Raw genomic sequence first — 14950 nt, 5'->3', positions numbered from 1 at the left:
CCGTGCAGCGCGAAATCGCTGAATATACGGGGGGTTCCGGTTTCCCCGTGGTGATTCGCCCCAGCTTTACGCTGGGCGGCACCGGGGGCGGCATCGCCTACAACAGCGAAGAATTCGAAACCATCTGCCGTCGGGGTCTTGAAGCCTCTCCCACCAATGAGCTCTTGATTGAGGAGTCGTTGCTGGGCTGGAAAGAATTCGAGATGGAAGTTGTGCGCGACCGCGCCGACAACTGCATTATTGTGTGCTCCATCGAAAACCTTGACCCCATGGGGGTGCACACGGGCGACTCCATTACGGTGGCGCCGGCTCAAACGCTGACCAACAAGGAATACCAGGTTTTGCGTGATGCATCGTTCGCTGTGCTGCGCGAGATCGGTGTTGAAACGGGCGGCTCCAACGTTCAGTTCGCTCTCAACCCGGAAAACGGCCGCTTGATTGTCATCGAGATGAACCCGCGTGTGTCGCGCTCGTCTGCGTTGGCTTCCAAAGCCACCGGCTTCCCTATTGCCAAGGTATCGGCCCGCCTGTCGGTAGGCTATACGCTCGATGAGCTGCGTAACGAAATTACCGACGGCGCAACGTCTGCCTTGTTCGAGCCGACGATTGACTACGTTGTCACCAAGGTACCGCGTTTTGCCTTTGAGAAATTCCCTCAGGCTGATTCACGCCTGACCACCCAGATGAAATCGGTGGGTGAGGTGATGGCGATTGGCCGCACCTTCCAGGAATCATTCCAAAAAGCACTGCGCGGCTTGGAAGTAGGCGTGGATGGCTTGAACCAGATGACTACCGACCGCGAAAAGCTGCAGGTGGAGCTGGGCGAGCCGGGCCCCGAGCGTATCTGGTATGTGGGCGACGCTTTTGCCCAAGGGTTTTCGCTGGAAGATGTGCATCAGATCACCAAGATCGACCCTTGGTTTTTGGCGCAGATTAAGCAGATTGTCGATATTGAACTGGCGCTGGAGCAGAAAACGCTGTCCGACCTCAATTTTGAAACCTTGCGCGAACTGAAGCGCCGTGGTTTCTCGGACCGCCGCCTCGCCTACCTGCTAGACACTTCTGAAGCCGAAGTTCGCAAGTTACGCCATCAGATGGGCATACGTCCCGTCTACAAACGCGTGGATACTTGCTCAGGCGAACACCCGACCAGCACAGCCTACATGTATTCCACCTACGAGGAGGAATGCGAGGCTGCACCGACCGACAAGAAGAAAATCATTGTGCTGGGCGGCGGGCCCAACCGCATTGGCCAGGGTATTGAGTTTGACTACTGCTGCGTGCATGCGGCGCTGGCGTTAAGCGAAGATGGCTTTGAAACCATCATGGTCAACTGCAACCCGGAAACGGTTTCCACCGACTACGACACCTCCGACCGCCTGTACTTTGAGCCGCTGACGCTGGAAGATGTGCTGGAGATTGTGCACAAGGAAAAGCCGGTTGGCATGATTGTGCAGTACGGCGGTCAAACGCCGCTGAAGCTGGCGCGAGCACTGGAAGCCAATGGGGTGCCCATTATTGGTACCAGCCCCGAATCCATTGATGTGGCCGAAGACCGCGAGCGCTTTCAGAAGCTGCTAAGCAAGTTGGGCCTGCGTCAGCCGCCCAACCGCACGGCGCGCACCGAAGGCGAAGCGCTGGCGCTGGCGTCGGAAATCGGCTACCCGTTGGTGGTGCGCCCCAGCTATGTGCTGGGCGGGCGGGCCATGGAAATCGTTCACGAGCAGCAAGACCTGGAGCGCTATATGCGCGAGGCGGTGCGGGTCAGTAACGATTCCCCGGTGTTGTTGGATCACTTCCTGAACAACGCGACCGAAGTGGATGTGGACTGCATTTGCGACGGCGACGTGGTGTTTATCGGCGGAGTGATGGAACACATCGAGCAGGCGGGCGTGCACTCTGGTGACTCGGCCTGCAGCCTGCCGCCGTACTCGCTGTCGCAAGAGGTGATTGCAGAAATCAAGCGTCAGACCGCGCTGATGGCGCGTGCGCTGAACGTGAAGGGCTTGATGAACGTGCAGTTCGCCATTCAGGACGGCGACGTCTATGTGCTGGAAGTCAACCCACGCGCTTCGCGTACCGTGCCTTTTGTGTCCAAGGCCACCGGCCTGCAGTTGGCCAAGATTGCGGCGCGTGTGATGGCCGGCAGCAGCTTGGAAGCGCAGGGCGTGAAAGATGAAATCGTGCCGGATTATTTCGCGGTGAAGGAAGCGGTTTTCCCCTTTGTGAAGTTCCCTGGGGTAGATACGATTCTTGGGCCGGAGATGAAGTCGACGGGTGAAGTCATGGGGGTGGGCCAGAGCTTTGGCGAAGCCTTTGTGAAGTCGCAGCTGGCTGCCAGCGTGCAGTTGCCGGACTCGGGCACGGCCTTCATCAGCGTGCGCGACCAAGATAAACCCCGTGCGGTGGAAGTGGCTCGCGGCCTGAATGCTTTGGGCTTCGAAATTGTGGCGACACGCGGTACGGCGGCTGCCATTGAAGCGGCGGGGCTGCCGGTGCAGGTGGTGAACAAGGTCACGGAAGGCCGCCCGCACATTGTGGATAAGGTTAAGAACGGCGAGATTGCGTTGGTGATCAACACCGTTGAAGAGCGGCGTAACGCCATCGCGGATTCCCGTACCATTCGCACTCAGGCGTTGGCGGCTCGTGTGACGTACTTCACCACGATTGCTGGTGCGCTGGCGGCCGTGGAAGGCTTGCAGTACATCCGCAACGGCGGCGGCCTGCAGGTGTATTCCTTGCAAGATCTCACCAGAGCCAAAGGCCAGGCGGCCTAAGCCTGAACGGGTGGAACGCGTTTTCATCACTGGAGCGAGCAGCGGCCTGGGCGCCGCGCTCGCTCTTTTCTATGCGCGGCGAGGGGCCCAGCTTGCCCTAGTGGGCCGCCGCCGCGATGCTCTGGAAGCGCTGGCCGCTCGAATGCCTGGCGCCACTCCCAGTATTTATGTTTTGGATGTGCGGGACCGCGCCGCATTGCATGCGGCTGCGCATGACTTTTTGCGGGGCGGGCCAGTGGATATTGTCATCGCAAGCGCGGGCATCAGTGTTGGTACGCTGACAGAGGAAACAGAGGACTTTCCGGTCTTTAAAGCCATTCAAGAAACGAATCTGTTGGCTACCGTCGCCACTTTTGAACCCTTTGTGGAAAGCATGAGGGCGCGAGGGCAAGGCCGACTGGTTGGCATCGCCAGTGTGGCCGGTGTGCGCGGCTTGCCGGGAGCGGGTGCGTATAGCGCCTCAAAAGCTGCGGTGCGCGCTTACTGCGAGAGCTTGCGTGTTGAGCTGTATGGCAGCGGTGTACGCGTGGTAACGATTTCTCCCGGCTTTATTCGTACACCGATGACGGCGCATAACCCGTATCGCATGCCATTCTTGATGCCGGTGGACGATTTCGCGCGAGTGGCGGTCAAGCATATCGACCGTGGTAGTCGCTCAGTGGTCATCCCCTGGCAGATGGGGGTCGTGGCAGCGCTGCTGCGTGTTGTCCCCGGATGGCTGTACGATCGTGTTGCGGCAGGTCGCAAGCGCAAGCCGCGCCAGAATCACGGCTGAATAACATCAGCTTGCCTCCATGCGGCTGAGGGGGGCGCAAGGGCGCTTGGGGGCGCCTCAAGCAGGCCACAGCCGGTGCGCGGCTGTGTCAGGTATGCATCACGTCATCTAGCGAAGGTGTATCCAGGTGACCGACCTGGTTCCATTCGCCCATCTTCCATTCGCCGGTTGCGCTGATATCAAACCGATTGATGCTGGTATTCAGAATGGTGCCTTCACGCTTCACCAAAAGAGAATGCCCGCCTGCTTTACGCCACGCAATGTCAATCACCCCACCGTGGGCGAATATCAGCAGGTTCTTTCCTGCATATTCGCGGGCTAAGGATTCAAAGGCGTCGGCAATACGATGGGCGAATGCCTGGAAGGATTCGCCCTCTTCAATGGCCTGTTCGGGCGCTCGCAGATTGATGCCTTGCGTGTTCAGGTTCTCGGTCAGAGCAGCCCAGTCCAGACCTTGGAAAATGCCGTAATTGCGCTCGCGCAGCGTTGCGCTGGTCTGGACAGGCAAGCCCAAGTGCTCAGTGGCGATGCGTGCTGTTTCTGCCGCGCGGCTCAGATCGCTGCTAAGCACGGCTTGGAATTCAGGTTGGTCTAAAGACCGCAGATGAGCTGCAAGTTGCTGTGCCTGCGCCCGCCCGACGTCGCTCAGGGGAATATCCAGCCAGCCTTGTAAGCGCCGGTTGGCATTCCATTCTGTCTCACCGTGGCGTATCAGCCAGAAATGTGTGGGTTTCATACTGGGCATTCTATCAGTGCGGGTGAATCGGATTCGCTGCCCCCGCCGTGGCTGATAAGGAGGCGTGCCCTGATATGCAGTTGCAGCAAGGCCGCGCTGCGCCGTACACTTCGCTTCGGCCCGGGTCATGCCAGCTTTTTACGACGCAGGTGGGGCGCCGGTACGTCTATCTATAAGAATCCTCTCTTCCTATCATGTCCGATACCTTTTTCCCCCGCTGGCGCCGTGTCGATGCGCGTGCTCCGGGCGCTGTCGTCCAGCCTGACGAATATCTGCCTCCCGCGCAAAATATTGCGATGGGCGCCCAGCACGTGGTCGCCATGTTTGGCTCCACCATTCTTGCGCCGCTGCTAATGGGTTTTGACCCCAATGTGGCGATTCTGATGTCCGGTATCGGCACACTGATTTTCTTCTTCTTTGTGCGTGGCCGGGTACCCAGTTATCTGGGTTCCAGCTTTGCTTTTATTGGCGGAGTGATTGCTGTCACCGGCTATGCCGGAGCCGGGCCGAATGCCAATATTGGTGTGGCCCTAGGGGCCATTATTGCCTGTGGGCTGGCCTACACCCTGATAGGTTTGTTGGTGTGGTGGATTAACGCCCGAACCGGAGGGGATGCGCGCTGGATCAACCGCTGGATGCCGCCTGTCGTCACGGGTTCCATTGTGGCGGTCATTGGCTTGAACCTGGCGCCCATTGCGGCCAAGGGTGCCATGGGCGGCTCCACCTTTGACGCCGCTATGGCCTTGATGACGGTGCTGTGTGTCGGCGGTGTCGCCGTCTATGCTCGCGGCACGGCGCAACGCCTGCTGATTCTGGTCGGCTTGTTGCTGGCCTGCGTCATCTACGCTGTATTCACTAATGGCCTGGGCATGGGTAAGCCTATCGACTTTAGTGCAGTGGCGGCGGCGCCATGGGTCGGGTTGCCCAGCTTCAGCGCCCCAGTGTTTGAGGTGCAGGCCATGAGTGTGATTGTGCCGGTGGCCATCATTCTCGTGGCCGAGAATCTGGGCCATATCAAGGCGGTGAGCGCCATGACGGGTCGTAATCTGGACGCCTACCTTGGGCCTGCCTTTGTGGGTGATGGTGTGGCGACCATGGTCTCGGGCTCCATGGGCGGTACTGGCGTTACCACGTACGCAGAAAACATCGGCGTGATGACGGTCACCCGTATTTATTCCACCCTGGTATTCGTTGTGGCGGCTCTGATTGCCATCTGTCTGGGTTTTTCTCCTAAGTTTGGGGCGTTAATCCAAACCATTCCTGGCCCGGTGCTGGGGGGCATGTCCATTGTGGTTTTCGGCCTGATCGCTGTGGCCGGGGCACGAATTTGGGTGGTGAATCAGGTGGATTTCAGCAATAACCGCAACCTGATTGTGGCGGCTGTTACCTTGGTTCTGGGAGCGGGGAATTTTTCCATCCAGTTTGGCGCTTTCAGGCTGGACGGCATCGGCACGGCTACCTTTGGCGCAATTTTGCTTTATGCGCTGCTGAGTATCGGGACGTCCAGGCCCGAGCTGCGTTAAACGACCGGGCAGGAGGCGAAGTGGCGATCCCGTCTTCCCCTGATTTCGCATCGGATGCACCGGCCTGGCAGGCAATCCGCAAAGCGCAGGAATGGCTGTCAGGCTCACAAGAATCTGGTGTGGTTTTTTTTGGGGTATCGCTTCTGCCCAGTGTGTATGTTGCAGGTTATATCGCGGTTTTTCAGGGGGTGTGAGGCCGGTGAAAAACCCCAGGGCAGCGCTTGCATTTTGCAGAAACTTTGCGCACAATAGTCCCGTGTCCCCGGTTTGTATGCAGGCCGGGGTTTCGTTTTAAGGCCAGTCCCTCCAAGTAACCCGGCCATCGGGCACGTTACTCAACATGCAGGGTTTCTCTGGCCGCATCAGAATTTCGTTGTCTATCGGCGCTCCCGTGCTGGAGCGTCTTTTTACTTTTGATTCAGGAAATACTATGTCTGCGATCCCGTTGACTGTAGGTGGCGCTGAGCGCTTGCAAGCCGAGCTGCATCGTCTGAAAACGGTCGAGCGTCCCGAAGTGATTGATGCCATTGCACAAGCGCGTGCGCAGGGCGACCTTTCCGAAAACGCAGAATACGATGCAGCCCGTGAGCGTCAGGCTTTTGTCGAGGGCCGCATCAAGGAGCTGGAAGGAACACTGTCAAATGCGCAGATCATCGACCCCACCACCCTGGATGTCGATGGGCGGGCCGTGTTTGGAGCGACGGTGGAAATCGAAGAAATCGAATCCGGCGAACGACTGACATACCAGATTGTGGGCGATGTCGAGGCTGATATCCGCTCCAACAAAATATCCGTATCCAGCCCCGTGGCCCGCGCTCTGATCGGCAAATCGGAAGGCGATGTCGTAGAGGTGCTTGCGCCCGGCGGCACTCGCGAATACGAGATCATCACCATCAGCTATATTTGAACAGCAATACGCGTACTAGCCGTTAGTTAGCAAGACACCCGCGCACGGCTCCTGTATTTTCCGTGCGCCATGTCTGTGTTGCAGCAGCCCTGCGAACATTTGAATATGGCAGGGCTGTTTTGTTTTTAATCGCGGCCGCGACGTGAGCCTGCGCGCAGCGAAAGCGCGCTGCCACTACGCCGGCGAGGAATGCGCGGCGCAGCCGCACCACGAGCAGCGGCGGCATGTCGTGCGGCGGCGCGTTCACGGGGCGAGCGGCTTTCCAGGCCACCGTCGTCGCCTGCGGTTTTGCGGGCCAGCGCCTTGCGGGCCTTTTCGTCTCGACGTGTGATGGCTTGGCCGGTGGCAGCCATTTTCTTTGGCGTGTAGGGTTCGGAAGGCTTGCGCACTGCACGGGTCGGCGCTTCCTTGGGGGCGGCCAATATGGGAGCCTGCGCGTCGGGGTCGGGGCGGTATATGATTAACGTCTTGCCCAGATGATGCACTTCTGCGCACGATAGCTCTTCGCAGATGGTTTCCAGCATGTCGACGCGGGCCTGGCGGTCGTCGCCGGCCACGCGTACCTTGATAAGCTGGTGCGCCTTCAGGTTCAGGTCGATTTCCTTGAGTACGGATTCAGTCAGGCCGCGATCGCCGATCAGCACGACGGGGCGCAAAGGGTGGGCGGCTGCGCGCAAAGCGCGGCGCTCCGGGGATGTAATGTCAATTTTTGGCATGGTGGAATTGTACGGGAATGGCCAAGAAAAAATTCTCAAAAAACTGGGTTCATCAGCATATTAATGACCCTTATGTGAAACAGGCGCAACAGAAAGGCTACAGGGCGCGGGCTGCTTTCAAGCTGACCGAGATTCTGGACACCGAAAAGCTGTTGCGCAAGGGCGATATTGTGGTGGACCTCGGTTCGGCGCCCGGGAGCTGGTCGCAAGTGGCGCGCGAGCGCTTGGTGGGGCCGGGCGGCGTGATTGACGGGCGCATTATTGCGCTTGACCTTCTGCCCATGGAGCCGATAGCCGGCGTTGAGTTCATGCAGGGTGACTTCCGCAACGACGATGTGTTGGCCGCTCTGGAAGAAAAGCTGGGTGGCGCCAAGGTCGACCTTGTGATTTCTGATATGGCCCCCAACTTGTCGGGAGTGGGTGCGGCTGATTCCGCTCGCATTCAGCATGTCTGTGAGCTTGCCATGGAATTCGCCTGTGCACATCTTAAGCCCGAAGGGGCACTGGTGGTAAAGGCTTTCCATGGCAGCGGGTTCTCTCAGATTGTCGAAACGTTCAAGAAACATTTCAAACGGGTGGTCGAGCGTAAACCCAAGGCTTCACGAGACAAATCGTCTGAGACCTTTCTGGTGGCACGGGGTTTGAAAGATGAGGCTTGAGGCGGTTGGAATTGTCGGGGTTGCAGTGTGTAAATCGCTGCAGAAATCTCTTGGGCGGCCTTTAAGGTTTTTGTAAACATCACTGAAGCATTCAGGTAGAATGACGACTTAGAGCTCCCCCGATGTTGTGATCACAACCTGCACTGTATAGCGCAGGCTTCATTGCAGCCCTTTTTTAATGCAATGGCAGGGTCGAGGGTGTTGCGGTTTTTAGGAGGTTGGCTTTGAACAACTCGTTTTCCAAGGTGGCGATCTGGATGGTGATCGCGTTGGTGCTGTTTACTGTATTCAAGCAGTTCGACGGTCGCGCGCCCATCGCAGACAACGTTACCTACACACAATTCATGACCGACGCCCAGGCGGGCCGTATCAGCAAGGTCGATATCCAGGGCGATACGCTATATGTCACGCCTGATTCCGGTCGTCCTTACAGCCTGACCTCTCCGGGCGATCTCTGGATGGTTCCCGAACTCGTCAAGAACGGCGTTCAAGTATCAGGCCGTGCTCGCGAAGAGCCGTCTTTCCTGACCAGCCTGTTTATTTCGTGGTTCCCCATGCTGCTTCTTATCGGCGTGTGGATCTTCTTCATGCGTCAGATGCAAGGCGGCGGCAAGGGCGGGGCTTTCAGCTTCGGCAAGTCGCGTGCGCGCATGCTGGATGAAAACACCAATCATGTCACGTTTGCTGATGTAGCAGGCTGCGACGAAGCCAAGGAAGACGTCGCCGAGCTCGTTGAGTTCCTGCGCGACCCCACCAAATTCCAAAGGCTGGGTGGTCGTATTCCCCGTGGTGTGCTGCTGGTGGGCTCTCCCGGCACGGGTAAAACCTTGCTGGCTAAAGCCATTGCTGGTGAAGCAAAAGTTCCGTTTTTCAGCATCTCGGGTTCTGATTTCGTAGAAATGTTCGTCGGCGTGGGTGCGGCCCGCGTACGCGACATGTTCGAAAACGCCAAGAAGCAGGCGCCGTGCATTATCTTTATCGACGAAATCGATGCCGTCGGGCGTCAGCGTGGTGCAGGCTTGGGCGGCGGTAACGACGAACGTGAACAAACGCTCAACCAGTTGCTGGTCGAGATGGACGGCTTCGAAACCGGGCAAGGCGTGCTGGTTATCGCCGCTACCAACCGCCCCGACGTTCTCGACCCTGCGTTGTTGCGCCCAGGTCGTTTCGACCGCCAGGTGGTTGTGGCTCTGCCCGATATCCGTGGCCGTGAGCAAATCCTGAAAGTGCACATGCGCAAGGTTCCGCTAGCCACCGACGTCGATGCCACCGTTCTGGCTCGCGGCACTCCCGGCTTTTCCGGTGCCGACCTCGCCAACCTGGTGAACGAAGCCGCACTGTTTGCGGCGCGTCGTAACGGTCGCACCGTGGAAATGGACGACTTCGAGAAAGCCAAGGACAAAATCATCATGGGCGCCGAGCGCCGCACCATGATCATGCCTGAAGAAGAGCGTCGTAATACGGCGTATCACGAAGCTGGCCACGCCTTGGTCGCACGCATGTTGCCCAAGACCGACCCTGTTCACAAGGTCACCATTATTCCGCGTGGGCGCGCTTTGGGCGTGACCATGCAGCTGCCCGAAACCGACCGCTACAGCATGGACAAAGAACGCCTGCTGAACACGATTGCGGTGCTGTTCGGCGGCCGTATTGCGGAAGAAGTCTTCATGAATCAAATGACGACTGGCGCCTCGAACGACTTCGAGCGGGCCACCGCTATCGCACGTGACATCGTCACTCGCTATGGCATGACCGACTCTCTTGGCCCCATGGTATATGCCGAGAACGAAGGCGAAGTCTTCCTGGGTCGTAGCGTGACCAAGACCACCCATGTGTCAGAAGCCACCATGCAGAAGGTGGACGACGAGATTCGCAAAATCATTGACGAACAATATGCTGTGGCTCGCAAACTGATCGAAGATAACTCCGATAAAATGCATGCCATGGCCTCGGCGTTGCTCGAATGGGAAACCATTGACGCCGACCAGATCGATGACATCATGGAGGGCAGGGAACCGCGTCCGCCCAAGTCGGCTCCGCCACCTTCTGACAAAACTGATCAAACCCCTCCTGCGGCGGGTGTGTCAGCAAGCGCGGATGGCAGCACTGCCGCTACACCAGTCTAACTGACTGATCCGGCGCTCCGGCTCCAAAGTCGGAGCGCTTTTTTTTGTAATAGCAACATGTCTTTAATCATGCAATGCGGGCGCTTCGAGCTGGATCTCGGGCGCCCTTTGGTCATGGGGATCCTGAACGTGACCCCCGATTCGTTTTCTGACGGCATGGGTGAGCTTTCGATCGAGCGTGCGCTGGAACGTGCTCATCGCATGCTGGAAGAGGGCGCCGATATGATAGATATCGGTGGTGAATCGACCCGGCCCGGCGCCGACCCCGTATCGCCTCAAGAGGAACTGGACCGTATCCTTCCCGTTGTGGAAGCGCTGTATGATGCTGCGGTGCCGCTGTCGATTGATACCTTCAAGCCGATCGTGATGCGGGGGGCACTGCAAGCGGGTGCCGACATGATTAACGACATTCGCGCACTGCGTGAGCCTGGCGCCATTGAAGCCGTGGCAGATAGCCGCTGCGGGCTGTGTGTGATGCACATGCAGGGCGAGCCGCGCACTATGCAGTTGGCGCCCCAGTACGATGATGTCGTGCTAGACGTAAAGAATTTTCTGGCTGAACGGGCGCAGGTTTTGGTGAACGCCGGTATCGACCCTCAGCGCATCGTTCTAGACCCCGGCTTCGGCTTTGGCAAGACGGCGGGCCAGAACTACTCCATGTTGCGGCGGCTCGACAGCATGCAGGTAGCGAGCTACCCATGGCTGTTGGGTTTTTCGCGCAAATCCATGCTGGGCCATGTCGTGGGGCGTGAGCCGCGTGAAAGAGTCGCGGCCAGCTTAGCCGCGGCGCTTTACGGCCTTGAAAAAGGCGGCCACATCCTCCGTGTGCATGATGTCGCAGAAACTGTGGATGCGGTAAAAATATGGCAAACAATAAAAGATGAGTCATTTGTATGAGCACACGTCAATATTTTGGTACTGATGGCATACGGGGCCGGGTAGGCGGGCCAACCATTAATGCGGAGTTCGCTCTGCGTCTGGGCTATGCAGCCGGGCGCGTGCTGGCACGTCGCCAGCCCGGCCATGGCCGCCCTGCGGTAGTTATTGGTAAGGACACGCGAATTTCCGGTTACATGCTGGAATCCGCCCTGGAAGCGGGGCTTTCCGCCGCCGGCATCGACGTTCTACTCGCGGGGCCTGTGCCCACTCCGGCAGTGGCTTATCTGACACGAACTTTCCGCTTGGTGGCTGGTATTGTGATCAGCGCATCGCATAACCCTTACCACGATAACGGCATCAAATTCTTTTCCGGCGATGGTATGAAGCTGCCGGATGAAGTTGAGGCTGAAATCGAGGCCATGCTCACCGAGCCCTTGGATTGTGTTGATTCTGAACACCTGGGGCGGGCCCGCAGAGTGGAGGATGCAGCCGGTCGCTATATCGAATTCTGCAAAAGCGCCTTTCCTAACGAACTGGCGCTTTCCGGCATGTCCATCGTTGTCGATGCTGCTCACGGCGCGGCTTATCACATTGCGCCTCATGTATTCCGCGAGCTGGGCGCCGAAGTATTCGCAGTAGGGTGCAAACCAGACGGGTTCAATATCAACGAAGGTGTAGGTGCCACTTACCCGGACCATCTCGTTGAACAGGTCCGCGCGCATGGGGCCGACCTTGGAATTGCTCTGGACGGCGATGCCGACCGTTTACAGATGGTTGATGCCGATGGCAGACTCTACAACGGCGATGAACTGCTGTACGTGATTGTCCGCGACCGCATGCGCCTCAAGCCGGTGGAAGGCGTGGTGGGCACGTTGATGACCAACTTCGGCTTTGAAAAACGCATGAAGGATCTCAGCATTCCCTTTGAGCGCGCCAAGGTGGGTGACCGCTACGTGCTGGAATTGCTGCAACAGAAAGGCTGGCTGTATGGTGGCGAAAGCTCGGGCCATCTGTTGTGTCTCGATCAGCACACCACAGGCGATGGCATCATTGCCGCGCTACAGGTTTTGCAGGCAATGGCGCGTACCGGCGCAAGCTTGGCGGAACAAGTGAGTGATTTACGCATGTACCCGCAGAAAATGGTGAACGTGCATCTGGAGCCGGGTACAGATTGGCAGAACCATGCCGGGCTGGCCGCAGCGACGCGTGAGGTAGAAGCCATGTTGGCCGGGCGTGGGCGGGTGTTGATCCGTGCATCAGGCACGGAGCCCAAGCTGCGCTTAATGGTTGAGGCCGAAGACGCCGCACTGGCGGAAGCAGGCGTGCAAAAATTGGTTGCAGTGGATTTAACAAACAGTTAATGTTGGTGTCTATATATTGACACAATGCAGGCCGATAATGGCTGCATTGTGTCATTCGGCCTGATTCATTGACTATGCTAGAAATACTTGACAGTTCTCTTAGCCACGCGCATCAGCTGGCCTTGCCGCGTATTGCTGCGGGTAGCTTGGAATTGACTGTGGCGCGGACCGCTGAAGAGCTTGAGGCCTCGCAGCGGTTGCGCTTCACTGTGTTCAGCGAAGAGATGAACGCGGTCTTTCCTGAATCCGCCAATGGTCTGGACGTAGACGAATACGACCCTTGGTGTGAGCATCTACTGGTGCGTGAACAGCTGACAGGCCAGGTTGTGGGAACGTATCGCTTGCTGACCCCGGTTAACGCAGAGCGGCTGGGGCGTTATTACTCAGAATCTGAGTTCGATCTCTCCAGCCTGGGTGATATGCGCAAGCAGGTCATCGAGCTGGGTCGTTCCTGCATTCATCCGGATTACCGCAACGGCGCGGTCATCATGCTGTTATGGGCGGGTATTGCCAACATCGTCAAGCACCTGAAGTTGCGCTATGTGCTGGGCTGTGCCAGCGTCAGTCTGCGCGATGGCGGGGTGACGGCCGCCCATGTCTGGCACCAAGCCAAGCACAGCATGGCTGAAGCCAAGCATCTGCCGGTGCTGCGCCCCCATCATCCGTACCCGGTCGGGCGTCTTGAACTTGATGCCGATCTCCCCGCCCGCATGCCCCCGCTTATCAAAGGGTATCTGAAGGTCGGCGGCCGTATTTGCGGTGAGCCCGCCTGGGATCCAGACTTCAACACCGCTGATTTTCCGGTTTTCCTGGAAATCGACGATATGGATGCGCGCTACCGCCGACATTTCGGCATTGACTGACTCAAACAGGCTGGACTTCAACCTTTATATGGAAGCCGGCCTTTTTCCATTCTGTGCGTTCGCTCTCGAGCGAATAGGCCGTCAGAGGCCGTGACTGCAACCATGATTCCGAAGCGTGGATGCTTACATGCTTGTCGTTCACGCTCAGGCGCAGCGGCAATTCAGTCATGTCTTCGCGGCGGCGGCACAGCAGCACAGCCAGACGCAGGCAGAACAGGGCAAGCCAATGGCCGCGGGTGTTTTCCGGCAAGTGTTTGGGCAGTTTCCCCAGGTGGCCGAGCGCAAAAGCCGACATCAGGGCTTGTTCATGGGTGGAAAAGCCCGGCATATCAGCGTTTCCCAGCACGTAAGCGGTGTGCTTGTCGTAATTTGAGTACGAAATACTGATGCCGACCTCATGCAGTTTGGCGACCCAACTTATGGTGCGGGCGAGTTCTTGTTTTTCGTTGTCGTCGGGCAGGCCCAGTTGTTCGAATAGGGCTATGGCGATGGCTTCGACACGTTGGGCCTGCAACGCGTCGAGCTGGTAGCGGTGCATGAATTGCTTAACGGTTTCTTCGCGCTTGTCGTGTTTGGAGTCACGCCCCAGCAGGTCATACAGGACACCCACCCGCAAAGCACCGTCACCCGCGCGCATGAGGTCGATTTTCAGTTCTTGAAAAGCAGCCAGCATAATGGCCAGCCCGCCTGCCAAGACGACAGCGCGGTCGGGCTTAAGGCCGGGCAAAGTGTCCATATCCACCCGGCCATCGCGAACCAGTTTGTCTCGCAACCCTTCCAGGCCCTCACGTGTAATGCCCTTGGTGGACAGCCCGGTTTCGGCCAGGACAGCGATCAGCCCTTTGGCTGTACCCGATGAGCCGTAGGCTTGCTCCCAGCCTGTTTGCTTGTAAGGACGCGCGATGGTTTCAATTTCCCGGCGTGCCGCCATGACGGCCTTGCGCATGCGTTCCGCAGTGATTCGGCCATCGGGAAAGAAACGTCTGGTGTAGCTGACGCAGCCCATGGCCAATGAGCTCATGTGCAGAGGTCTGAACTCCTGACCAATGATGACTTCTGTGGAGCCCCCGCCAATATCAATCATGAGGCGCCGGTCAGGGGAAGGTGGCAACTCGTGGGTTACGCCCGTGAAGATGAGTCGAGCCTCTTCTTGCCCCGAAATAATCTCTATCGGGAAGCCCAAAGCCTCTTCCAGCCGTGGCAGAACTTCCAGCGCATTGCTGGCAATACGTAGCGTATTTGTTGCGACCGCTCGCACGCGGTTAGGGTGAAAGCCTTCGATGCGCTCCGAAAAGCGTTGTAGGGACTCTATGGCGCGTTGTATCGCGGCTTCGTCCAGAATGTTGCTGCGCCCCAGGCCGGCAGCCAGTCTGACATGTTCCTTCAGGCGATCGATAGAGTAGATCTGGGCGGCGCCGTCGAGGTGGACGACCCGGCCGATGGAGAGTCGGAAGCTGTTCGACCCCAGGTCGATGGCGGCAAGAAGGGAATCCATGGGCGTACTTTACTACTGAATGTCCCTGATTATAGTTGTCCCGATGTTGTGCGGCGGCTGCGGCCCAGGCATGTCAATTTTGGGATGCTGTCATATGCCTGTAAGATTTCTGAAGTACATAGAAACGTTTCGC

General features: G+C 58.0%; 12 protein-coding genes. 9 read left to right on the top strand and 3 right to left on the bottom strand.

All coding sequences use genetic code 11. The features are described 5' to 3' along the window. Positions 1 to 2777 (top strand): carbamoyl-phosphate synthase large subunit (carB, locus tag VRY85_RS14050; protein WP_414599229.1); only part of this gene is annotated, 2777 nt, incomplete at its 5' end. A 10-nt stretch (positions 2778 to 2787) separates the two neighbouring features. Then, positions 2788 to 3552: an SDR family oxidoreductase gene (locus VRY85_RS14045; RefSeq protein WP_414599228.1), complete on the top strand. Its 765-nt coding sequence runs from the start codon at positions 2788 to 2790 to the stop codon at positions 3550 to 3552. An 88-nt stretch (positions 3553 to 3640) separates the two neighbouring features. Here the strand turns inward: VRY85_RS14045 and VRY85_RS14040 are convergent, their stop codons facing one another. Then, positions 3641 to 4288: a histidine phosphatase family protein gene (locus tag VRY85_RS14040; RefSeq protein WP_414599227.1), complete on the bottom strand. Its 648-nt coding sequence runs from the start codon at positions 4286 to 4288 to the stop codon at positions 3641 to 3643. A 194-nt stretch (positions 4289 to 4482) separates the two neighbouring features. On the opposite strand from VRY85_RS14040, the gene VRY85_RS14035 reads away from it, so the two are divergent. Next, entirely contained in the window at positions 4483 to 5811 is a 1329-nt protein-coding gene (locus tag VRY85_RS14035) for a solute carrier family 23 protein (protein WP_414599226.1), read from the top strand. Positions 5812 to 6241: 430 nt separating this feature from the next. Further along, complete coding sequence (gene greA, locus VRY85_RS14030; RefSeq protein ID WP_414599225.1) at positions 6242 to 6718, top strand: transcription elongation factor GreA; 477 nt, start codon at positions 6242 to 6244, stop codon at positions 6716 to 6718. Between the two features lie 125 nt (positions 6719 to 6843). Here greA and VRY85_RS14025 read toward each other — a convergent pair whose 3' ends face one another. Continuing rightward, complete coding sequence (locus VRY85_RS14025; protein ID WP_414599224.1) at positions 6844 to 7434, bottom strand: YhbY family RNA-binding protein; 591 nt, start codon at positions 7432 to 7434, stop codon at positions 6844 to 6846. Between the two features lie 17 nt (positions 7435 to 7451). On the opposite strand from VRY85_RS14025, the gene VRY85_RS14020 reads away from it, so the two are divergent. The 5 genes from VRY85_RS14020 to VRY85_RS14000 all read left to right on the top strand — a co-directional run bounded on the left by VRY85_RS14020 (position 7452) and on the right by VRY85_RS14000 (position 13322). Further along, positions 7452 to 8093 carry an RlmE family RNA methyltransferase gene (locus VRY85_RS14020; protein WP_414599223.1) on the top strand — a complete coding sequence of 214 codons (642 nt, stop codon included), beginning with the start codon at positions 7452 to 7454 and terminating at the stop codon, positions 8091 to 8093. Positions 8094 to 8317: 224 nt separating this feature from the next. After that, positions 8318 to 10219 carry an ATP-dependent zinc metalloprotease FtsH gene (gene ftsH / locus VRY85_RS14015; protein WP_414599222.1) on the top strand — a complete coding sequence of 634 codons (1902 nt, stop codon included), beginning with the start codon at positions 8318 to 8320 and terminating at the stop codon, positions 10217 to 10219. 57 nt (positions 10220 to 10276) lie between these two features. Continuing rightward, positions 10277 to 11116: a dihydropteroate synthase gene (gene folP, locus VRY85_RS14010; RefSeq protein WP_414599221.1), complete on the top strand. Its 840-nt coding sequence runs from the start codon at positions 10277 to 10279 to the stop codon at positions 11114 to 11116. Continuing rightward, on the top strand, positions 11113 to 12459 hold the full coding sequence (gene glmM, locus VRY85_RS14005; protein ID WP_414599220.1) for a phosphoglucosamine mutase: 1347 nt from the start codon (positions 11113 to 11115) through the stop codon (positions 12457 to 12459). Before folP ends, glmM begins: the two co-directional genes overlap by 4 nt. Positions 12460 to 12533: 74 nt before the next feature. Next, positions 12534 to 13322: a GNAT family N-acetyltransferase gene (locus VRY85_RS14000; protein ID WP_414599219.1), complete on the top strand. Its 789-nt coding sequence runs from the start codon at positions 12534 to 12536 to the stop codon at positions 13320 to 13322. Position 13323: 1 nt separating this feature from the next. On the opposite strand, the gene VRY85_RS13995 is transcribed toward VRY85_RS14000, so the two are convergent. After that, entirely contained in the window at positions 13324 to 14817 is a 1494-nt protein-coding gene (locus VRY85_RS13995; protein ID WP_414599218.1) for an exopolyphosphatase, read from the bottom strand. Positions 14818 to 14950 lie beyond the last annotated feature (133 nt).

Origin of the sequence: Achromobacter sp. F4_2707, from assembly GCF_047501535.1 — a bacterium.
Taxonomy (GTDB): Bacteria; Pseudomonadota; Gammaproteobacteria; order Burkholderiales; family Burkholderiaceae_B; genus Yanghanlia.
This window is presented reverse-complemented; position numbering and strand designations above follow the sequence as displayed.